General features: G+C 74.3%; 16 protein-coding genes. 6 read left to right on the top strand and 10 right to left on the bottom strand.

Annotated features, from left to right (window positions below; translation table 11 throughout):
- Positions 1-148: 148 nt before the first annotated feature.
- A complete protein-coding gene (locus HCN52_RS07690) occupies positions 149-739 on the bottom strand; it encodes a CGNR zinc finger domain-containing protein (RefSeq protein ID WP_168087613.1) in 591 nt (196 codons plus the stop codon).
- 131 nt (positions 740-870) lie between these two features.
- On the opposite strand from HCN52_RS07690, the gene HCN52_RS07685 reads away from it, so the two are divergent.
- A complete protein-coding gene (locus tag HCN52_RS07685; protein ID WP_312876592.1) occupies positions 871-1,629 on the top strand; it encodes a class I SAM-dependent methyltransferase in 759 nt (252 codons plus the stop codon).
- 77 nt (positions 1,630-1,706) lie between these two features.
- On the opposite strand, the gene HCN52_RS07680 is transcribed toward HCN52_RS07685, so the two are convergent.
- Positions 1,707-2,906 (bottom strand): NAD(P)-dependent malic enzyme, encoded by a 1,200-nt coding sequence (locus tag HCN52_RS07680; protein ID WP_168087612.1) that lies wholly within the window; start codon positions 2,904-2,906, stop codon positions 1,707-1,709.
- 556 nt (positions 2,907-3,462) lie between these two features.
- Between HCN52_RS07680 and HCN52_RS07675 the strand changes: the two genes are divergently transcribed.
- The 3 genes from HCN52_RS07675 to HCN52_RS07665 all read left to right on the top strand — a co-directional run bounded on the left by HCN52_RS07675 (position 3,463) and on the right by HCN52_RS07665 (position 6,336).
- A complete protein-coding gene (locus tag HCN52_RS07675) occupies positions 3,463-4,389 on the top strand; it encodes an ABC transporter substrate-binding protein (RefSeq protein ID WP_168087611.1) in 927 nt (308 codons plus the stop codon).
- Positions 4,390-4,477: 88 nt separating this feature from the next.
- A complete protein-coding gene (locus tag HCN52_RS07670) occupies positions 4,478-5,539 on the top strand; it encodes an amino acid ABC transporter permease (protein ID WP_376767102.1) in 1,062 nt (353 codons plus the stop codon).
- Between the two features lie 5 nt (positions 5,540-5,544).
- Positions 5,545-6,336 carry an amino acid ABC transporter ATP-binding protein gene (locus tag HCN52_RS07665; protein ID WP_280923888.1) on the top strand — a complete coding sequence of 264 codons (792 nt, stop codon included), beginning with the start codon at positions 5,545-5,547 and terminating at the stop codon, positions 6,334-6,336.
- Positions 6,337-6,406: 70 nt separating this feature from the next.
- Here the strand turns inward: HCN52_RS07665 and HCN52_RS07660 are convergent, their stop codons facing one another.
- From HCN52_RS07660 to HCN52_RS07625, 8 genes are all read right to left on the bottom strand, one after another.
- Positions 6,407-6,955: a GNAT family N-acetyltransferase gene (locus HCN52_RS07660; protein ID WP_168087610.1), complete on the bottom strand. Its 549-nt coding sequence runs from the start codon at positions 6,953-6,955 to the stop codon at positions 6,407-6,409.
- A gap of 261 nt (positions 6,956-7,216) precedes the next feature.
- Positions 7,217-7,849, bottom strand: a complete 633-nt coding sequence (locus HCN52_RS26355) for a PadR family transcriptional regulator (RefSeq protein WP_168087609.1) — start codon at positions 7,847-7,849, stop codon at positions 7,217-7,219.
- Between the two features lies 1 nt (position 7,850).
- Positions 7,851-8,651: a DUF4097 family beta strand repeat-containing protein gene (locus tag HCN52_RS07650; RefSeq protein WP_168087608.1), complete on the bottom strand. Its 801-nt coding sequence runs from the start codon at positions 8,649-8,651 to the stop codon at positions 7,851-7,853.
- 138 nt (positions 8,652-8,789) lie between these two features.
- Positions 8,790-8,969: a DUF6104 family protein gene (locus HCN52_RS07645; protein WP_168087607.1), complete on the bottom strand. Its 180-nt coding sequence runs from the start codon at positions 8,967-8,969 to the stop codon at positions 8,790-8,792.
- A 190-nt stretch (positions 8,970-9,159) separates the two neighbouring features.
- Positions 9,160-12,978 (bottom strand): multifunctional oxoglutarate decarboxylase/oxoglutarate dehydrogenase thiamine pyrophosphate-binding subunit/dihydrolipoyllysine-residue succinyltransferase subunit, encoded by a 3,819-nt coding sequence (locus HCN52_RS07640; RefSeq protein ID WP_168087606.1) that lies wholly within the window; start codon positions 12,976-12,978, stop codon positions 9,160-9,162.
- 464 nt (positions 12,979-13,442) lie between these two features.
- Positions 13,443-14,504, bottom strand: a complete 1,062-nt coding sequence (locus tag HCN52_RS07635) for a sensor histidine kinase (protein ID WP_209314273.1) — start codon at positions 14,502-14,504, stop codon at positions 13,443-13,445.
- A gap of 114 nt (positions 14,505-14,618) precedes the next feature.
- Positions 14,619-15,512, bottom strand: a complete 894-nt coding sequence (locus HCN52_RS07630; protein WP_168087604.1) for a response regulator transcription factor — start codon at positions 15,510-15,512, stop codon at positions 14,619-14,621.
- Positions 15,513-15,924: 412 nt separating this feature from the next.
- The gene (locus HCN52_RS07625; protein ID WP_168087603.1) at positions 15,925-16,770 is read right to left on the bottom strand and encodes a protein phosphatase 2C domain-containing protein; all 846 of its coding nucleotides are present in this window, start codon (positions 16,768-16,770) and stop codon (positions 15,925-15,927) included.
- Between the two features lie 400 nt (positions 16,771-17,170).
- Here HCN52_RS07625 and HCN52_RS07620 point away from each other — a divergent pair, with 400 nt between their 5' ends.
- A complete protein-coding gene (locus tag HCN52_RS07620) occupies positions 17,171-19,540 on the top strand; it encodes a sensor histidine kinase (RefSeq protein ID WP_168087602.1) in 2,370 nt (789 codons plus the stop codon).
- Positions 19,537-20,121, top strand: a complete 585-nt coding sequence (locus HCN52_RS07615; RefSeq protein ID WP_312876591.1) for a roadblock/LC7 domain-containing protein — start codon at positions 19,537-19,539, stop codon at positions 20,119-20,121. The genes HCN52_RS07620 and HCN52_RS07615 overlap by 4 nt, the downstream gene beginning before the upstream one ends.
- Positions 20,122-20,224: the final 103 nt, after the last annotated feature.

Genomic DNA, 20,224 nt, shown 5'->3' with positions numbered 1-20,224 from the left:
GCGGCGGTCACCAGGGAGTGGCGGGAGGAGAACACGGGGCGGACCTTCCGGGTGGGCGACTGGGGGCCGCGCCCATCATGCCGTACCACCGTCCGCGGCAGCAGACCGCGGGCGGCGGTGCGGGGGCCGTTCGCCGCCGGTGCGGTGCTCACTGCGCGGGGCGGGGCTCCGCCCCGGTCCGCTCCCGGCGCTTGCGGGCCCGGTAGGCGGCCACGTTGGCGCGGGTCGCGCACCGCTCCGAGCAGTACCGCCGCGAGGTGTTGGTGGAGGTGTCCACGAAGGCGTTGCGGCAGGGGGGCGCCGAGCAGACGCCCAGTCGGTCCACCCCGCCGTCGGTCAGCCGCACCGCCAGACCCATGCAGGCGATCGCGGCGTAGGCCGCCGCGGCGTGGGTGGAGTGCTCCGCGAGGTGGAGGTGCCACCGGGGACGGCCCTCGTCGTCGAGGAAGTCGTGGCCGGAGATCTGCGGGCTGGCCGGGTACTCCAGCAGCAGCGCGTTGAGCAGGTCCACCGCGCGGCGCTCGTCCCCCTCGCCGGCCGCGGTGAAGACCGCGCGCAGCCGCGTGCGGACGCCGCGCAGCCGCGCGATGTCCGCCTCGGTGGCGCGCCGGGCCGCCTTGGCGCTCTCGCCGAACAGCTCGCGCACCGCGTCGACCGAGGTCAGCGAGTCGGAGCCCCGCTCGGGCTCCTCGCTGTTCACCAGCCGCACGGCGAACGAGGAGTAAGAGATCAGTTCCACCTGTGTCCTCACCGCTGCGCTTCGGACCCCGCACTGTACTAGTAAGGATCTATCAGATTTCTGGCTATTACCTACCGGGGCGGGGCCGGTGTCGTACGGTGGCACCGACAGGGCGAACGGAAGGAGCCGACGTGGCGGACTGGACGGCATGGCAGAACACCTGGGACCGGCAGCAGGAGTGGTACCTCCCGGACCGCGAGGAGCGCCTACGGGTCATGCTCGACAGCGTGGCGGCCCTGACCGGTGAGGCGCCGCGCGTCCTCGACCTCGCCTGCGGCACCGGCACCATCACCTCGCGCGTCCTCGCCCGCTTCCCCGACGCCCGGACCACCGGGTTCGACATGGACCCCGCGCTGCTCACCATCGCCCGGGGCAGCCACGAGGGGGAGACCCGCGCCCAGTGGGTCCACGGCGACCTGCGCGCGGCCGACTGGCCGACCCTCCTCCCGCACCCGCAGTACGACGCCGTCCTCACCTCCACCGCGCTGCACTGGCTGCAGGCCGGGCCGCTGCGCGACCTGTACCGCACCCTGGCGGAGGTGGTCCGCCCCGGCGGCGTCCTGATCAACGCCGACCACATGCCCGACGCCACCACGCCGGCCATCAACGAGGCGCTCGACGCCTTCGACCGCGAACGCCGGGAGAAGGCCGCGGCCGGCGGCAGCGAGGACTGGGTCGGCTGGTGGCGGCGGGCGGCCGAGGCGCCCGAGCTCGCCGAGGCGGTCGCCGAGCGGTTCGAGACCATCGGCAACCCCGTCGACGGCGACCACTCCGACGGTGAGGCGCACTCCGCGGAGTGGCACGCCCTCGCCCTCCGCGACGCCGGGTTCTCCGAGGCCCGCGCGATCTGGGCCTCGCCCACCGACGGGATGGTGCTGGGGCTGCGCTGAGCGGACGCACCCGCGCACCCGCGCACCGATGCACCGGCGCCCGCCGACCGCGTGAGCGGACGGCGGGCGCCGCACTGTCAGCGGCGGGCGATGCCCTCCGCCCGCGCCGCCCGCGCCACCGCGGCCGAGACCGCCGGTGCGACGCGGTCGTCGAACGGCGAGGGGATGACCCGCGCGGGCGAGAGCTCCTCGGCGACCACGCCCGCGAGGGCCTGCGCCGCCGCCAGCTTCATCCCCTCGCTGATCCGGGGCGCCCGGACCTGGAGCGCCCCCGCGAAGATGCCGGGGAACGCCAGCACGTTGTTGATCTGGTTGGGGAAGTCGCTGCGCCCGGTCGCCACCACGGCGGCGTGGCGGGCGGCGATCTCCGGGTGGACCTCCGGGTCCGGGTTGGCCATGGCGAAGACGAACGCCCCCGGGGCCATCCGGGCCACCATCTCCTCGGGCACGGTGCCGCCGCTGACGCCGATGAAGACGTCGGCACCCGCCATCGCCTCGCCCAGCGTGCCGGTGCGGCCCGTGGTGTCGGTCAGCTCCGCCAGCTCGCGCTTGGCGGCGTTGAGGTCGGTCCGGCCCCGGGAGAGGACGCCACCGCGGTCGCAGACCGTCACCTCGCCGACCCCGGCCCCCACCAGGATCTTGGCGATGGCCATGCCCGCCGCGCCGGCGCCGGAGATCACGGCGCGCAGCTCCGCCAGCTCCCGCCCGGTGAGCCGCGCGGCGTTCCGCAGCGCCGCGAGGGTGACCACGGCGGTGCCGTGCTGGTCGTCGTGGAAGACCGGGATGTCGAGCCGCTCCTGCAGCCGCCGCTCGATCTCGAAGCAGCGCGGCGCCGCGATGTCCTCCAGGTTGATCCCGCCGAAGGACGGGGCGAGCCGCACCACGGTCTCGACGATCTCGTCGGGGTCGCGGGTGTCGAGCGCGATCGGGACGGCGTCCACGCCGCCGAACTGCTTGAAGAGGATCGCCTTCCCCTCCATCACCGGCAGCGACGCCTCGGGGCCGATGTCGCCGAGCCCCAGGACGGCGCTGCCGTCGGTGACGACGGCGACGGTCTGCGACTTCCAGGTGTAGTCATGGACCAGCTCCGGCCGTTCCGCGATGGCGGAGCACACCTTGGCCACGCCGGGGGTGTAGGCCAGGGAGAGGTCGGCGGTGTCGCGCAGCGGCACGGTGGCGGCGACGGCCATCTTGCCGCCGCGGTGCAGGGCGAAGGCCGGGTCCGGGGCGTCGGCCGCCGGTGCTTCCTGCCGAGGGTTGATGATCTCCGATGCCACGTGGGATGACCCCTTTGTCTGTTCCGGGCGCGTCGGGCGGTGGCCGGTCTCCGGTCGGAGGCCGGGCGGACACCACGTCCGGCAGCCGCGCGGCGGTCGGTCGGCCGTCGCGGGGGCATTCGGACGCCGAACGTGCCGCACACACGTCCGGGCTCCCCGGGGGTGCGGGGTGTTGACCGTCCGTTCTACAGGATCTTCACCACCGGCGACGAGGGGGCGGGGGCGTGAAGAGCGCGACACGCGACCCCTGTGGGCCCCGGCGGGCGGATGAGGCGGGGCCGGTCGGGGCAGTGGCCGGCGGCCGGGAATCGGCCGGTGGAGTGATGCGCGCGCCGGGGCGTGAGCCGAGTCTCATCGCACCCCGCGCCACTCGTCCGGGCCATGTCCCCCATGCGGCGCACCGGTTGCGGCGCGCCACATGTCCGTTATCCGATCTTGACGTCAGCGGTAACCGAACGCCGCCGGTCCGGATGGGAGGATGCCCCACTGGAACACATCTGCCCGGCTCGATCGCCTGCTCGACGGCGGCGATCCCGCCCTCGCCCAGGAGGCCCCCATGTCTGCCCGTTCCCTGTCCCGACACTCCCGCCTGGCCGGCGCCACCGCCCTGGCTCTCGCCGGCGCCCTGGTGCTCGGTGCCTGCGGTTCCGACGACTCCGGGGACGGCGGCTCGGGCGAGGCGGCCGGGTCCGACGCGCCGCTGTGGGACCAGCTGCCCGAGGACATCCAGGAGGCCGGCGTCATCAGCGTCGGCTCGGACATCGCCTACGCCCCGATCGAGTACTACGACGAGAGCGGCGAGGTCACCGGGATCGACCCCGCCATCGCCGAGGCCATCGGCGAGCAGCTCGGCGTCGAGCTCCGCTTCGAGAACGGCACCTTCGACGGCCTCGTGCTCGGCATGAACTCCGGACGGTACGACGTCATCATGTCCGCGATGACCGACACCAAGGAGCGTCAGGACGGGGTGAGCGAGGACGCCGAGGGCGGCGCCGACTTCGTCAACTACTTCCGCGCCGGCTCCGCGATCCTGGTCGCCAAGGACAACCCCGAGGGCGTCACCGGCCTCGCGGACCTCTGCGGCCTCACCGTCGCAGCCCAGCGCGGCACCGCCAACGAGGCGCTGGTGGAGCGGCAGCAGGAGGAGTGCGACACCCCGATCGAGGTGCTCGTCAACGACAACGACGACGAGTCGGTCACCCAGCTGCAGAGCGGCCGCGCCGCCGTGGTCGTCACCGACTTCCCCGTCGCCCTCTACAACGCGCTGGAGGCGCGCGGCGGCGAGCTGTTCGAGGTCGTCGGCGAGCAGATCGACGCCGCCCCCTACGGCATCGCCGTCCCCAAGGACAACCCGGAGCTGCGCGACGCCCTCCAGGCGGCCGTGCAGGCCATCATCGACAACGGCGACTACGCCGACGTCCTGGAGGAGTGGGACGCCCAGACGGGGGCCGTCGAAGAGGCCACCGTCAACGCGGGTGAGTGAGCGCACCACCGTCGTTCCGCGGGCCCCGGGCGTCGCCCGGGGCCGCGCCCCTTCCCGCAACCCCTCCCAGCAGCTAAGGCAGTGAACCGTGTCAGATGAGAACAGGGACGAGGTGCCGGGCCCGAACGACGCGGGCCGCGACCCGGGCCGCGCCCCGCACACCACCGCGGCCCCGGGGTCGCTCCCGCCGGAGGCGATCCGCGCCGTCCCCGTGCGGCACTACGGCCGCTGGGCCGGTGCCGTCGTCGTGCTGGCCCTGCTGGGCCTGCTGGTGCTCGCCTTCGCGGGCGCCGACATCGAGTGGTCCGTGGTCGGCACCTACCTCGACCACGAGACGATCATCAGGGGCGCGCTCAACACGCTCTGGATCACCCTGCTGGCGATGCTGCTCGGCGTGGGGCTCGGCACGCTCCTGGCGATCATGCGGCTGTCGGGCAACCCGGTGCTGTCGGCCGTCGCCTACGGGTACATCTGGTTCTTCCGCGGCACCCCGGTCCTCGTCCAGCTCTTCCTGTGGTTCAACCTGGCGCTGATCTTCCCCGTGCTCGACCTCGGCTTCTGGTCCGAGGACATGAACAAGGTCATGACACCGTTCATGGCGGCGCTGCTCGGCCTCGGCCTCAACGAGGCCGCCTACATGGCGGAGATCAGCCGCGCCGGCATCCAGTCGGTGGACCGCGGCCAGACCGAGGCCGCGCAGGCGCTCGGCATGTCCGGCAACCGCACCATGCGCCGCATCGTGCTGCCCCAGGCGATGCGCGTGATCATCCCGCCCACCGGCAACGAGTTCATCAACATGCTGAAGACCTCGTCGCTGGCGTACGCCATCCAGTACAACGAGCTCTTCCTCGCCGGCCGCACCATCTCCTCCCGGACCCTCGCCGTCATGGAGATGCTGGTCGTCGTCTCGGTCTGGTACCTGCTGCTGACCACGATCTTCTCCGTCGGGCAGTACTACCTGGAGCGGCACTTCGCGCGCGGCACCGACCACACCCCGCCGCCGACACCGCTGCAGCGGCTACGACGCCAGCTGACGTCCTTCCGGGTCAGGCCCGACCTGCCCACCCCGGCGGGCGGCGGCACCGGTGACGCCGGCACGGACAACGACGGCGGCGACGCGACCGCGCGCCGCGACGGCGGGAAGGGGTGAACGCGATGACCGCGCCGAGCAACGGCACCACCGGCAGCGACGTGATGGTCCGGTCGGAGCAGGTGCACAAGTCCTTCGGGCTGGTCCCCGTCCTCAACGGCATCGACCTCACGGTCCGCCACGGCGAGGTCTTCTGCCTGGTGGGGCCCTCCGGATCGGGCAAGTCGACCTTCCTGCGCTGCATCAACCACCTGGAGAAGATCAACGCCGGCCGGCTCTACGTCGACGGCCAGCTCGTGGGCTACCGCCAGAAGGGCGACAAGCTGTACGAGATGAAGGAGCGCGAGGTCGCGTTCCAGCGCCGGGACATCGGCATGGTCTTCCAGCGCTTCAACCTCTTCCCGCACATGACGGCGCTGGAGAACGTCATGGAGGCGCCGATCCAGGTCAAGGGGGAGCGGAAGGCCGACGCGCGGGCGCGCGCCGAGGAGATGCTGACCCGGGTCGGCCTTGCCGACCGGATGCGGAACTACCCGGCGCAGCTCTCCGGCGGCCAGCAGCAGCGGGTCGCGATCGCCCGGGCCCTGGCGATGGAGCCGAAACTGATGCTCTTCGACGAGCCCACCTCGGCGCTCGACCCCGAGTTGGTCGGCGAGGTCCTCGACGTGATGCGCGGTCTCGCGGAGGAGGGCATGACGATGATCGTCGTCACGCACGAGATGGGGTTCGCCCGCGAGGTCGGCGACTCGCTCGTCTTCATGGACGGCGGGGTCGTCGTGGAGTCCGGGCACCCGCGCGAGGTGCTGACCAACCCGCGCCACGAGCGCACCCAGGCGTTCCTCTCCAAGGTGCTCTGATGGGCGCGCCCCCCCCCCCGACTTCGCGGGGCGGGGCGCTCACCGTCCGGGGACGGGTGTGCGGCGGGACTCAGCCGTCCCGCCGCAGACACCACGCCTCCTGGGGCTTGGCCTCGCCGCGGGGCGCCATCACACCGACCTTGCTCCACCCCCAGGCCGAGAACGCCCCCTGGGTCTCGGTGTCGCCCGGGTCGACCAGCACCACCGCGACCGGGACCCCGATGCGGGTCAGCAACTGGTCCAGCAGCCGCCCCCCGACGCCGCGCCGGCGGTGAGCGGGCAGCACCATCAGCTCCGCCACGACGAACAGCTGCCGGGCGCCGGTGACCTCCACCAGCTCCTCCAGTTCGCGGGGGATGCCGGCGAACCGGTCGAGCCAACTGCCCTCGCGGGTGATGCGGAACCCGTAGGCGCAGCCGACCAGGGCGGGGTCGTTGGCCACCACCATGTCGAACTCGGGCTGCTGGAGGTGGTCGGCGAACCGCTCCAGGAAGGCCGAGGGGTCCGGCGGGCCGGTCTCGGTCCGGTCGCGGTAGGCGGCCACGTACAGCTCGGCGAGCTTCGACCGCTTGTCCTCCGCCTGCCAGCGGCTCAACCGCCGGTGGAACACCTCGGCCATCACACACGTCCCCTCTGTCCGGCCCACCCCGGACCGACCGTCCGGGACGACCGTCCGCCCGGATCCCCCTCATCGTCGCAGGCGGGACGGGACGCGGGTAGCCGGTAACCGGGCGATCTCCGCCGGGGCGGTTGCGCGCGCGCCGGTGCCCGCCCGGCGCGCGCCCTGGCGCCCGGTGGGGCACCGAGCCGGCCGAGCGCTCGGCCCCGGCCGCCGGCGGCGTCGGCACGGCCCGTGGTGGTCGGTGCGCCCCGCGCGGTCTCAGCCCCGGCCGGGCGTCCTCCGCTCGCGGTCGCGGTAGGCGTCCGGCGAGGCCAGCAGCGCCACCAGGTGCGCCGAGGTCTCGGCCAGCAGCCGGCGGGCGGTCCGCACCTCCGCCTCCCCGACGCCGTGGTCCCGGGCGGCGTCCCGCACCTCGTCGCGGAGACCGTCCAGCAGGTGTTCCAACTCGCGCAGCCGCTCCGCCGCCCCGGCCGGGCCGGGCGGGGGAGCGGGCTGCCGGGCGCCCTCCGCGGCCCGCGCCGGGGAGAGCGCGGGGGGCCGCGGCAGCCGGTTCGCCGCGCCCCCCCGGGGTCCGGGGCCGTCACCGGCCCGGGCGAGCGCCGGAGCCAGCTCCCGCTCCAACGCGGCGACCTCCTCGCGGCGGGCGGCGAGCTCACGGGCGCCCGCCTCCGTCAACGCGTAGACCTTGCGGCCACCGCTCGTCGTCTGCCGGACCAGCCCGTCCGCGGCCAGTTTCGCCAGCCGCGGGTAGATGGTGCCGGCCGAGGGCGAGTAGGAGCCGCGGAAGCGCTCCTCCAACAGCCGGATGAGCTCGTAGCCGTGGCGGGGCGACTCGGCGAGCAGATGGAGCAGGTACAGCCGAAGCCTGCCGTGGCCGAACAGCGCCGCCATCTCACCGCACCCCGCCCCGGGCGCCCCCGGTCGGGGCGTCCGGCCCCTGGCGCAGCAGCGCCACCCCGCCGGAGGCGGAGTTCAGCGTCCACCGGGCGGCGCCGCCACCCACGGTGCCGGTCGCGGCGCCGGCCGCGCAGCTCAGCCCGGGCACATCGGTGACCACCCGGCCCGTCCCGCTCGACGCCCGCACCCGCGCGTCCGCGTCGGGCGCGACCCGCACCGCGATGGACCCGGCGCCGGTGGTGACCTCGACGCCCCGCTCCGCGGCCGGCGCTCCCGGCGCGGGGGAGAGGTCCAGGTGGACCCCGCCCGTGTCGGTGCGCCCCGTCAGCCGCCCCGTCGCACCGGTGGCGGTCACCGCACCCGCCTCCGTCCGGAACGTCACGGCTCCGCCGGTGCGCCGGAACTCCACGGCGCCGTCCGCGGTGTGCACCTCCACCGGAGCCGCCGGCCCCGTCCGCCGGGTGCCGGCGGACAGCGCCGCCATCACCAGCACCGACGCCGACCGCGTCCGCACCGTGAGCGCCGCGTCGGGCGGCGCGGTCACCCGCAGCGCCGCGTGCGGGCTCCCCGTGCCCTCCAGCGCCACGAGGACCGAGCCGCCCGCCGCCCGGCCGGTCAGCCGTCCGCCGCGCAGCTCCCGCAGCTCCACCCGCACCCTCCGGGCGGCGGGGTCGCGGGTCACGATCACCTCGCCCGCGCCGACGAGCAGCTCCAGCCGGGAGCCCGGCGCGGTCGGGGCGGGCAGGTCGAGGGAGCCGGGCCGGGTCAGTGCCGGACAGCTGTCGGGTCGCGCCACGGGGCCTCCTGCGAGCCGGAAGGGGGAGTGCGCCGCACGGCCCCCGGGCGGCGGCCACCGGCGCGGGACGCGGATTCCCGCCGTCCGTTCACGATAGGTCGCGACTGTCGCGGTGCCAACCGCGACGGCCGCCGTCGTTCACTCGTCGTCCTCGTCGTCCAGCCGGGCCAACCAGGTGGCCAGCCGCTCCACGGGGACCTCGAAGTCCGGGTTGAGGTCGACGAAGACCCGGAACTGCTCCGCCAGCCACCCCAGGCTCACCTCCTCCTCGCCACGGCGCTGCTCCAGTTCCTCGATGCCACGGTCGGTGAAGTACACGAAAGACGCTCCGCGGGGGTTCGGTGATCGATGGGACGACGGATCGGACCGTCGGACGGCGGCCTCGGCGGGCCGGTGTGTCGGTGTGTCGGCGGCGCCCGCCCATGGGGCCGCGCCGCCCGGGGCGGGACGGCGGACGGCACGGGGCCCGGACCGACGAGCGGTCCGGGCCCCGTGGGTCAGCCGGCGGTCAGAGGTCGAAGACCTCGTTGACCAGACCCTGCTGCTCCGCCTGGTGACGCTTGGCGGAACCCACGGCCGGGGAGGACGACGCCGGGCGGGAGACCCGGGTCAGCTTGTCCGAGCTGATCCGCGCCGAACCGATCACCTGGTCCAGGTGGTCGACGAGGCTCTGCGACAGGAACGGCCAGGCGCCCATGTTCGCGGGCTCCTCCTGGGTCCAGACGTAGCGCTCGGCGTTGCGGAACTTGGCCAGCTCCGCCTGGATCTCGTCGCCGGGCAGCGGGTACAGCCGCTCCAGCCGCACGATGGCGGTGTCGGTGGTCCCGCGCTTCTGCCGCTCGGCGTCCAGGTCGTAGTAGACCTTGCCGGAGCAGAAGACGACCTTGCGGACCGTGTCCGGGTCCACGCTGTCGTCGCCGATCACCGGGCGGAACCCGCCGGTGGTGAACTCCGACGCCTTGGAGGTCGCCGCCTTCAGCCGCAGCAGCGACTTCGGGGTGAAGATCACCAGCGGCTTGTGGTGCGGGTTGTGGACCTGCCACCGCAGGAGGTGGAAGTAGGTCGACGGCAGCGACGGCATGGCGACCGTCATGCTGTCCTGCGCGCACAGCTGCAGGAACCGCTCGATCCGCGCGGAGGAGTGGTCCGGGCCCTGGCCCTCGTAGCCGTGCGGCAGCAGCAGCGTGACGCCGGAGGTCTGCGCCCACTTCTGCTCCGCGGAGGAGATGAACTCGTCCACCACGGTCTGCGCGCCGTTGACGAAGTCGCCGAACTGCGCCTCCCACATCACCAGCGCGTCCGGCCGGGCGAGGGAGTAGCCGTACTCGAAGCCCATCGCCGCGTACTCGCTGAGCAGCGAGTCGTAGACGTTGAACCGGGCCTGGTCGTCCGACAGGTACAGCAGCGGGGTGTACTCGTCGGCGGTCTGCTGGTCGATCAGGACCGCGTGGCGCTGCACGAAGGTGCCGCGGCGCGAGTCCTGGCCGGCGAGGCGCACCGGGGTGCGCTCCATCAGCAGCGAGCCGAAGGCGAGCGCCTCACCCATCGACCAGTCGATGTTGTCGTCCTCGACCATCGCCGCGCGCCGCTGGAGCTGCGGCAGCAGCCGGGGGTGCACCTCGATGCGGTCGGGGATGTTGACCTGCGACTCGGCGATCCGCTTCAGGGCCTCCTGGCTGACGGCCGTCTCCACCGGCACGGGGAAGCCCCCGAGCGGCGGCGGGACGTCGGCCGGAGCGTCGGTCCCGGTGGCCTCGCGGACCTCCTTGAAGACCTTCTCCAGCTGGTCCTGGAAGTCCTTCAGCGCCTGCTGCGCCTCCTCCAGCGTGATGTCGCCCCGACCGATGAGGGACTCGGTGTACAGCTTGCGCACCGAGCGCTTCTTGTCGATCAGGTTGTACATCAGCGGCTGAGTGAACGCCGGGTTGTCGCCCTCGTTGTGACCGCGGCGGCGGTAGCAGACGAGGTCGATGACGACGTCCTTGTTGAACGCCTGCCGGTACTCGAAGGCCAGCCGGCCCACGCGGCACACGGCCTCGGGGTCGTCGCCGTTGACGTGGAAGATCGGCGCCTCGATCATCCGCGCGACGTCGGTGCAGTACATCGACGAGCGGGAGGAGGTCGGGGGCGCCGTGTAGCCCACCTGGTTGTTGATCACGACGTGCACGGTGCCGCCGGTGCGGTAGCCGCGCAGCTGCGACATGTTGAGCGTCTCCGCCACGACGCCCTGGCCGGCGAAGGCCGCGTCGCCGTGGATGAGGATCGGCAGCACGGTGAAGTCCGCGCCGCCCTTGCCGATGATGTCCTGCTTGGCACGCGCCACACCCTCGACGACCGGGTTGACGGCCTCCAGGTGGGAGGGGTTCGCGGTCAGCGAGACCTGCATCTTCTCGCCGCCCAGACCGGTGAAGGTCCCCTCGGTGCCGAGGTGGTACTTCACGTCGCCGGAGCCGTGCGTCGACTTCGGGTCGAGGTTGCCCTCGAACTCGCGGAAGATCTGCGCGTAGGACTTGCCGACCACGTTGGCCAGCACGTTGAGCCTGCCGCGGTGGGCCATGCCGATGACGGCCTCGTCCAGCGCCGCGCCGCTCGCCTCGTCCAGGATGGCGTCCAGCAGCGGGATGACGGACTCGCCGCCCTCCAGGGAGAACCGCTTCTGCCCGACGTACTTGGTCTGCAGGAAGGTCTCGAACGCCTCGGAGGCGTTGAGCCGCCGCAGGATGCGCAGCTGCTCCTCACGCTCCGGCGGGGTGTGCGGCTGCTCGACCCGGTCCTGGATCCACTTCCGCTCCTGCGGGTCCTGGATGTGCATGTACTCGATGCCGGTGGTGCGGCAGTACGAGTCGCGCAGCACGCCGAGGATGTCCCGGAGCTTGAGCATCGACTTGCCGGCGAACCCGCCGACCGCGAACTCGCGCTCCAGGTCCCACAGGGTGAGCCCGTGCTCCTTGATGTCCAGGTCGGGGTGCTTGCGCTGCTTGTACTCCAGCGGGTCGGTGTCGGCCATGAGGTGGCCGCGGACCCGGTAGGAGTGGATCAGGTCGAAGACCCGGGCGGCCTTGGTGACCTCGTCGTCGTGGCTGACGTCGATGTCCCGGTGCCAGCGGACCGGCTCGTACGGGATCCGGAGCGCCTCGAAGATCTCGTCGTAGAAGCCGTTCTCGCCGAGCAGCAGCGACGACATGGTGCGCAGGAACTCGCCGGAGGCGGCGCCCTGGATCACCCGGTGGTCGTAGGTGCTGGTCAGCGTCATGACCTTGGAGACACCGAGGCGGTTCAGGGTGTCCTGGCTGGTCCCCTGGAACTCCGCCGGGTACTCCATGGCGCCGACGCCCACGATGACCGACTGGCCGGGCATCAGACGCGGCACCGAGTGGACGGTGCCGATGCCGCCGGGGTTGGTCAGCGAGACGGTGACCCCGGTGAAGTCGTCCATCGTCAGCTTGTTGGAGCGGGCGCGGCGGACGATGTCCTCGTACGCCTGCCAGAACTCGAAGAAGCTGAGGGTCTCCGCCTTCTTGATGGCCGCGACGACGAGCTGGCGGTCGCCGTTGGGCTTCACCAGGTCGATGGCGAGCCCGAGGTTGACGTGCTCGGGCTTGACCAGCGTCGGCTTGCCGTCCTTCTCGGCGAAGGAGTTGTTCATGTCCGGCATCGCCTTGACGGCCTGCACCATGGCGTAGCCGATGAGGTGGGTGAAGGAGACCTTCCCGCCCCGGGCGCGCTTGAGGTGGTTGTTGATGACGATGCGGTTGTCGAACAGCAGCTTCACCGGGACCGCGCGGACGGAGGTGGCCGTCGGCAGTTCCAGCGAGGCGTTCATGTTCTTGGCGACCGCGGCCGAGGGGCCGCGCAGCGTCACCATCTCGGGGCCGGAGGAACCGGACTCGGCCGGCTTCTCCTGCTTGGCGGCGGGCTTGGCCGCCGCCTTCGCGGGGGCCTTCTTCGCCGGGGCCGGCTTCGAGGCCGCCTTCTCCGCGGGGGCGGTCTCGGCGGGGGCCTTCGACGACGCGTCGGCGGACGCGGCGGCCTGCGGCTCCGCGGGCCCGCCGTCGTCCGAGCCGGCCGAAGCCGCGGGTGCGTCACCGGCGGAGCCGGCGGCAGCCGGCTTCTTCGCCGCGTCGTTCGCGCCCGGCTTGTAGTCGGCGAAGAAATCCCACCACGCCCGGTCGACGGAGTTCGGGTCCTTCAGGTACTGCTGGTAGATCTCGTCGACGAGCCATTCATTGGCGCCGAATCCGGCCGCTGGGCCGGTTCCTGACGCGGCCTGGCCTGATCCGGCCTGGTCGGTGGAGGCACTCGAGGTGTTCGGGGACTGTGGCGACACGGCGGCAACCGCCCTCTTCCGCTTCGCAAGGTGATGGACAGCGGAGATCAAGGCTACGCCTTCACCCGGCCGCGGCGCAGTCCCCGGTCCTCAGAGGTCGCGTACGTCACATTTAGCGCGGGGTTTCGGCGGTGTTCAGCAGGGGAACAAACTCGGGTTCGGCGGGATGCGGCATCGCCAGTCGGCGGCTGCGACCACCGGCCACATCCGGACATCGGCGTCCTCGCGGCCGCGACCCGCACCGACCGCCGGCGAACCGACGAGGTGCGGTGACGCGGCGGAAAACCGCCGGTGAGCGGCGCCCTGCCGGCCCACGCGGCACCGCGGCGCCCGAGGGCGCCGAGCGGCTCCCGGCGTGTCGCACGGGGTACGGCCGCGTGCGACACACGGTCCCGCGCCGCACGGATCGCCGTCACCGACGTCGTGGGCGGCTCGCGGGGACCGGCAGCACACCTGGGACGACCCTACGTCAACCTGTCTCCGGGGTCTTCTCCCGGAAGGGTGAGGCGGATGTGGCAGCCGCTCGGCGACTCCACGACGGCGATGGTGCCGCCGTGGAGGTTCACCGCCCAGTGGGCGATCGCCAGCCCCAGCCCGGTGCCGCCGTCACGCGGCGTCTCCCCGGGCAGCCCCGCCCGTCCGAAGCGCTCGAACACCCGCTCGCGCTGGTCCTCCGGGATCCCCGGACCCTCGTCCCGGACCTCCAGCACCAGCCCGCCCGGCAGCGCACCCGGCCGGGCCACCACCGTGACCCGCCCGTCCTTGGGGCTGTGCTTGACGGCGTTGTCCACGAGGTTGGTCACCACCTGGTCCAGCCGCTCCGGATCGGCGCTGGCGACGAGGTTCTCCGGCGCGACGTCCAGGTGCACCCGGACGTCGGTCCGCGAGTGGCCCCGCCCGGCGGCCCAGTCGGCGTTGTCCGCCACCGTCTCCAGGTAGGCGCCCACCGAGAACTCGCGCGGCTGGAGCGGCACCACCCCGTTCTCCAGCCGGGAGAGGTCCAGCAGCTGCGCCACCAGCCGACCCAGCCGCTCCGCCTGCCGCAGCGCGGTCTCCATGGTCCTCTGGTCGGGTTCGGCCACGCCGTCGACGACGTTCTCCAGGACCGCCTGCAACCCGGCGATCGGGGTGCGCAGCTCGTGCGAGACGTTGGCGACGAGTTCCTTGCGGTGCCGGTCGGTCGCCTGGAGGTCGGCGGCCATCCGGTTGAAGGCCCGGGCCAGGTCGCCCAGCTCGTCCCGCCGCCCCACCCGCACCCGGCGCTGGTAGTCACCGCGCGCCATCGCCCGCGCCGCCGCGGTCATCTCCGTCAGGGGGGCGGCGAGTCCCTGCGCCACGAACTGCGTCAGCAGCAGCGAGGCGATGACCGCTATCAGCGCGATCAGCCGCAGTTCGATCGCCGACCGGTAGGCGAGCAGGATCAGCACAGTGGTGATCACCACCGAGACGATCACCAGCGCGCCGAGCGCCGCCTGCACCGAACGGAACGGGTCGAGCGGCCGGCTCAGCTCCCACAGCCGCTTCAGCGGCGCGGTCCGCGAACGGCCCTCCCCGTCCGGACGGAGGTCGCCGTCCGGACGGGGAGGACCCTCCGGGGAGAGGGGACCGAGCGGCCCGCCGGGCACGTCCGCCACCGGGGCTCAGCTTCCGTCGGCGATGACCGTGGTACCCGGCGCGGCCTCCAGGGCGTAGCCCACCCCGTGCACCGTCCGGATGCGCTCGGCACCGATCTTCCGCCGCAGTGCCTTGACATGGCTGTCGACGGTGCGGGTGCCCGAGGCGTCGGCCCAGTCCCAGACGTCGGCCAGCAGCTGCTCCCGCGTGAGGACCGCGCGGGGCGAGCGGGCCAGGCGCATCAGCAGGTCGAACTCGGTGGGGGTGAGGTGGACGTCCTTGCCGCCGGCGCGCACCCGGCGCTGCGCCCGGTCGATCTCCAGGTCGCCGAGCCGCACCCCGCCGGGGCGCGGCGCGGTGGCCGCAGCCGCCGCGCGCTCCACGCGCCGCAGCAGCGCGTGGGTCCGGGCGACCAGCTCCCGCATGGAGAACGGCTTGGTCATGTAGTCGTGCGCGCCGACGCCGAGTCCCACCAGCATGTCGGTCTCGTCGTCCCGCGCGGTCAGCATCAGCACCGGCACCGGGCGCTGCGCCTGGACCCGGCGGCAGACCTCCAGCCCGTCGAAACCGGGCAGCATGACGTCCAGCACCATCACGTCGGGCTGGAACCCCCCGGCGGCGTCGACCGCTGCCGGGCCGTCCGAGGCGGTCTGCACGAGGAAGCCCTCGGCGGTCAGCCGCACGGAGATCGCGTCGAGGATGGTGGGGTCGTCCTCGACCACCAGGATCCGGCGCTGCGCGCCGGGCGTGCCGGTGGCGCCGGCCTCCGCGGGGTCGCCGGTCCCGTCGGTCGCCGGGGTCTCGCCGCCGACCGGACCGCCGTCGGGTATCGGACCGGTGACCGGTGGGCCGTCGTGGCCTGTGGTCGTGGGGCGCGGCTGTTCCTCGCCGTTGCCCGCAGTGATGTCGCTCTGTGTCATCTGTCCCGCCCCGGGAGAGTGTGTGGAGCCAGTCGGCTGGGTCTGGCTTTCCTGCTGCTGGTGAGCAGCGTACGGCGCCGTGCGCCGCACGGGCTACGGAGTCGGGTGAGCCGGGTGGATCATGCGGCGCGGACCGTGCGGCGGCGGGGCGCGGCGCCCGCCCGGGGGCGACCCCGCTCGGCGCGCGGACGATGCAAGGGAGCGCCGGCGCACGGCGCGGGCGCCCGGCGCGGGGACGCCCGAACGCGCGGCCGCGTTGCTGCCCGCCGCCGACCGCGGTCGGTCGCCCGCCCGGCAGTCGGGGGTGGGTGGCGTACGGGCCTCGATGTCCATGCCCCATACCTGCCCAGCGGTCGGCGGACGATGACACCGGCGGACCATCGGTGGGCGCCGACCCGTTCCGGACCGCGGGTCAGTCCCCGGTCGCCCCGCGGTGCTCCGCCGCCACCGCGGGAAGGGCGACGACCACCGCGGTGGCGTCGTCGTGGCGCTTGCCGCGCGGGTGCGCCGCCCCGTCCGGGTCGCCGCGCTCCGCCGCGCGGACCGCCGCGACCGCCGCGGCGGGGCCGTCGGTGGTGAGCAGCGTGTGCAGCGCCGACCAGTCGCCGAGCCGGAAGACCTCGCTCCACCGGCCCACCCCGTCGGTGAACGCCGCGAGCCCGGCCACCTCGGCGCGGGGCCGGCTGCCGGTGACGGCGTGCCCGGCGGCCGCCGGGTCGGCGGCCGCGGTGTGGAAGCCGCCCGGTGCGTTGCGCAACGACTCCAGCCGCGCGGCGCGCTGTCCGTGCGGCGCGCTGCGTGCCACGGCGCGGGCGCCGTCCAGGGCGGTGTCGAGCACGGGGACCACGCCGCCGCCCGCCGTCGCGACCAGCAGGGTCGCGTCGCAGAGCACCAGGTGGTCGACGCGGTGCTCGTCCCAACGGCAGACGACTGCCGTGGCCTGTGGGGTCCGCGGGTGAGAAAGGTCACACGTATGACGATGGGCCTGCGCGGTGCGGTCAATGGCCTGGACCAGGCACTCGGCGAGGGCGGTGGCCTTGCTCGCGGTCGCCGCGCTCAGCAGTTCCGAACCGAGCCGCGTGACGAACCACGGGACGCCGTGCCGGCAGCCGTCGTCCCCGGCCGGGGGCGTGACACCGTCCAGCACCACCAGAGCCCCGGCAGTGCCGGCGGAGGGGGCGGCCACCGCCGCGAAGTCCTCGTTGGGTCGGCCGGGGTCGCCCGGCTCCGTGACGAGTGCGACCTGTGTGGCGTGCATGACCGGTCCCGTCCGTCGGGCCAGCGCTCGGCCGGCGGGTCGGCCGCCGGAGGTCGGCGGGAAGGCCATGGTGACACGGTGTCATCGGCGCGGCGGCGCAGCTGACACCGTCGGCGGGGCGTGCGCGCGGGTGGGCGGGCCCGGCGGGAGCGGGCCACGGCGGCCCGCGGAAGAGGGGTCGGGCGGCGGCCGGGCATCCTTGCAGGAACGGTCCGGCTTCGCCACCGGCGTGGCCGTTTTCGTTCCCTGGCGGCCCGTTACCGGTGAAGTAAGCTTCCGCAGTCCGTTGCCCACGGCCCGGACACGGGCAGCCAGGACAGGAATGTGAGCACAGGTGCGGAAACCCAGGCCACAGGCGCCGGTTGACGGTACGTCACCCCAGGCCGGTTCACCCGCAACCGTGCCCGGCACGGACGCGGCCCAAACCCCGGTCGACACCGACGGGTTCCGCCCCCGGGGACGGCGGGGACGCGCGCGGTCGCGGCTGCTGGTCGGCGTGGTCATCGGCTCCGCCGCCGTCCTCGCCGCAGGGACCCCGGCCCTGGTGGCGGCCGGTGAACGCCTCTCCGACACCCAGCGGTTGGTCGAGGGCGCCGAGCTGGCGCAGCAGGCCGTCTCCCTCGCGCACGTCCTCGCGGACGAGCGCGCGACGATGACGACCCTCGCCGCCGCCCCCGCGGGGACCGTCGAGCCGCCCACCGAGAGCGACCAGGCGCGGGCCGACCGCCGGGCCGAGGACCTCCGCCCGCTTCTGCCCGCGGCGGACCGGGAACTGCTCGACGAGATCCCCGCCGCCCGCGCCGCGGCGGACTCCGGCGACCCCGTCGCCGTCCACGCCGCCTACACGCGCATCATCGACGGCCTCGGCGCCACCGGCCGTGCGGTCGCCCGCGCGCGACCCGACCGCGGCGCGGCGCCCTCCTCCGACGCCCTCCCCGACCTCGCGCGCGCCGTCGAGGCGTCGGCCGCCACCCGGGGCCTGCTCACCGCCGCGCTGGTGGCGGAGCCCGGCGACCAGGAGCGCGACCTGCTCGCGCTGGCCCGCCGCTCGCACGCCCGGGAGGGCGCGGCGGGGGGGGACTTCGCCGCCACCGCGGGGGAGGACGGCCGCACCGCCTACGGCTCCACGGTCACGGGGCCCGGCGTGAGCGCCGCCGAGGAGCGGGTGGAGGAGCTGACCGCGCTGCCCTTCCTGAGCGAGGAGTCGCGGGCGGTCGCCCCGGCCGAACTGGCCGCCGAACTCGGCTCCCGTACCGAGCTCCAGCGGAGCCTGCTCTCCAACTTCGGTGCCGAGCAGACCCGTTCGCTGACCCAGCTGCGGGAGGACGACCTCACCGCGATCCAGGTGCACGCCGCCGTCACCGGTGGGGCGCTCCTGGTGGCGCTCGCCGCCGGGATCTGGGCGGCGCGTTCGGTGACCTACCCGCTCGCCGTGGTGCGGCGCGGCGCCCGCCGGGTGGCGGACGCACCCTCGGCCGAGCCGGCGGTCCGCTACGCCGGCCGCAACGACGAGTTCGCCGACGTGGTGGCCGCCGTCAACAAGCTGCACTCCCGGGCGGTGGAACTGCACCGCTACCAGACCGGCGAGAGCGACGACCACGAGGCGCTGCGCGCGGAGCTCGCCGAGGTCCGGGGCGAGCAGCGCGAGCTGATCGACAAGCTCGCGGCGCAGACCCGCGTCATGCACGCCAACCTCACCCACCACGCGCGGATGGCCCTGGACCTCGCGGGGGACCAACTGGACATCATCGGGCGGCTGGAGGAGCACGAGACCGACCCCGACGAGCTGGCCACGCTCTTCGCCCTGGACCACCTCGCGGCCCGGATGCGCCGCCACAGCGAGAACCTGCTGCTGCTGGCCGGGGTGGAGCCCGACGCGCCCTTCCCCCGCCCGCTGCCGCTGGTGCAGGTGGCGCTCGCGGCCGTCAGCGAGTCCGAGCGCTACGAACTGGTCGACGTCGAGCAGCCGGTCCCGGCCGTCCTGGTCTCCCCGGTCGCCGCTCGCGACCTCGGCCACCTGCTCGCCGAGTTCCTCGACAACGCCTCGGCGTTCTCACCTCCCGGCGCGCGCGTCCTGCTCTCCGCCGTCGTCCGCGAGGACAGCTCGGCCGCGCCCGTCGCCCCGGCCACGGGCGACCGGGCCGACGGGGAGGCGGACGACGCCGCCGGCCCGGTGCTGCCCGCGCAGCGCCGCGGCTGCCGGTCGGTCCTCATCCGCGTGCAGGACGACGGGCCCGGCGTGCCGGACGAGCGGCTCACCGCGCTCAACAGTCAACTGGCCGACCCGTCGGGGCCGCCGCCCGGCGCCCGCGGCGAACCCGCGGCGGCCATGGGCATCTACACCGCCGCGCGGCTGGCGGCACGCCACGGGCTGCGGGCGCGGCTGCGCCATCGCGCCGAGGGCGGCACCTGCGCCGAGGTCGAGCTCCCGGCATCGCTCCTCAGCGACGAGGACAGCTCCGAGGCGGAGATGTTCGCCGCGCTGGCGGCCGGCGACCGCACCGCCGCCCCGGCCGGCGCGGGGACGGGCGCTCCGCACGTCCCCGCCCCGGCCGGCGGCGACCAGGACACCATGGTGCTGCCGACCGTCCGGGGCACGGCGCGACTCGGGGAGCGCCCCCAGCACGACACCGCCGGCGACGGCGGCCCCGACGTGGTCGGTGCCGAGGAGCTCCGGCGCCGCCTCGGAGGTTTCCAGCGTGAGGCCCGTCGGGGCCAGCACGAGGGCGAGTCGGCGGGTCCGCCGGCCGAGGAGGAGATGCAGTCGTGATCGAGTACAGCGAAGCCCCCGCCTCGGACGAGTGCGAAGGTCTGCGCGGCCTGCGCTGGCTGCTGACCCGGCTGCTGGAGGAGGTGCCGGGGCTGCGGTCGGTCGCGGTGGTCTCGGCCGACGGCCTGGCGCTGCTCTCCTCCGAGCCCGGTGACCCCACCGGGCCCGCACCGGACCGGGCGGCGGCGGTCACCGCCGAGAGCGCGCCGACCGGCGACGGGGACGGCGACGGCCCCGCCCCGGGCGCGCGCGGAAAGGTGCCCGGCCCGCGCGGCGCCGCGGCCGACCTCGCCACCGTCGTCTCCGGCCTGGCCGCCCTGACGGGCGGCGCCGCCGAGCTCATGGAGGCCGGTGCCGTCAAGCAGACCATGGTGACCATGGCGGGCGGCAGCCTGCTGGTCATGGCGATCAGCGACGGGTCGCTCCTCGGCGTCCACACCGACACCGACACCGACCCCGGCCTGGTGGCGTACCACATGGGGTTGTTCGTGGGCCGCGCCGGGCATCTGCTGACGCCGGAGCTCCGCGCCCGGCTGCGGGAGCAGGCGGGCCACCCGTCCGAGGCCGCGCCCGGGGAGTGACGGACGGGCCGGCCCCCGGTCGGCGCGCGCGGTCTCAGCAGCCGCCCGGCACGGGGCACACCACCCCGGGCGCCCCGGGGTCCGGGCGCACGGCGCCCTGCAC

It is taken from the genome of Streptomyces bohaiensis, assembly GCF_012033785.1.
Taxonomy (GTDB): Bacteria; Actinomycetota; Actinomycetes; order Streptomycetales; family Streptomycetaceae; genus Streptomyces; species Streptomyces bohaiensis.
Note: the sequence above shows the minus strand (reverse complement) of the source record. Positions and strands in the feature narration are given on the sequence as shown.

Excerpts from the sequence above, each read along its gene's own strand:
- HCN52_RS07675 (WP_168087611.1), top strand. The coding sequence starts at position 3,463 with ATGTCTGCCCGTTCCCTGTCCCGACACTCCCGCCTGGCCGGCGCCACC.
- HCN52_RS07665 (WP_280923888.1), top strand. The coding sequence starts at position 5,545 with ATGACCGCGCCGAGCAACGGCACCACCGGCAGCGACGTGATGGTCCGG.
- HCN52_RS07660 (WP_168087610.1), bottom strand. The coding sequence starts at position 6,955 with ATGGCCGAGGTGTTCCACCGGCGGTTGAGCCGCTGGCAGGCGGAGGAC.
- HCN52_RS26355 (WP_168087609.1), bottom strand. The coding sequence starts at position 7,849 with ATGGCGGCGCTGTTCGGCCACGGCAGGCTTCGGCTGTACCTGCTCCAT.
- HCN52_RS07630 (WP_168087604.1), bottom strand. The coding sequence starts at position 15,512 with ATGACACAGAGCGACATCACTGCGGGCAACGGCGAGGAACAGCCGCGC.
- HCN52_RS07625 (WP_168087603.1), bottom strand. The coding sequence starts at position 16,770 with ATGCACGCCACACAGGTCGCACTCGTCACGGAGCCGGGCGACCCCGGC.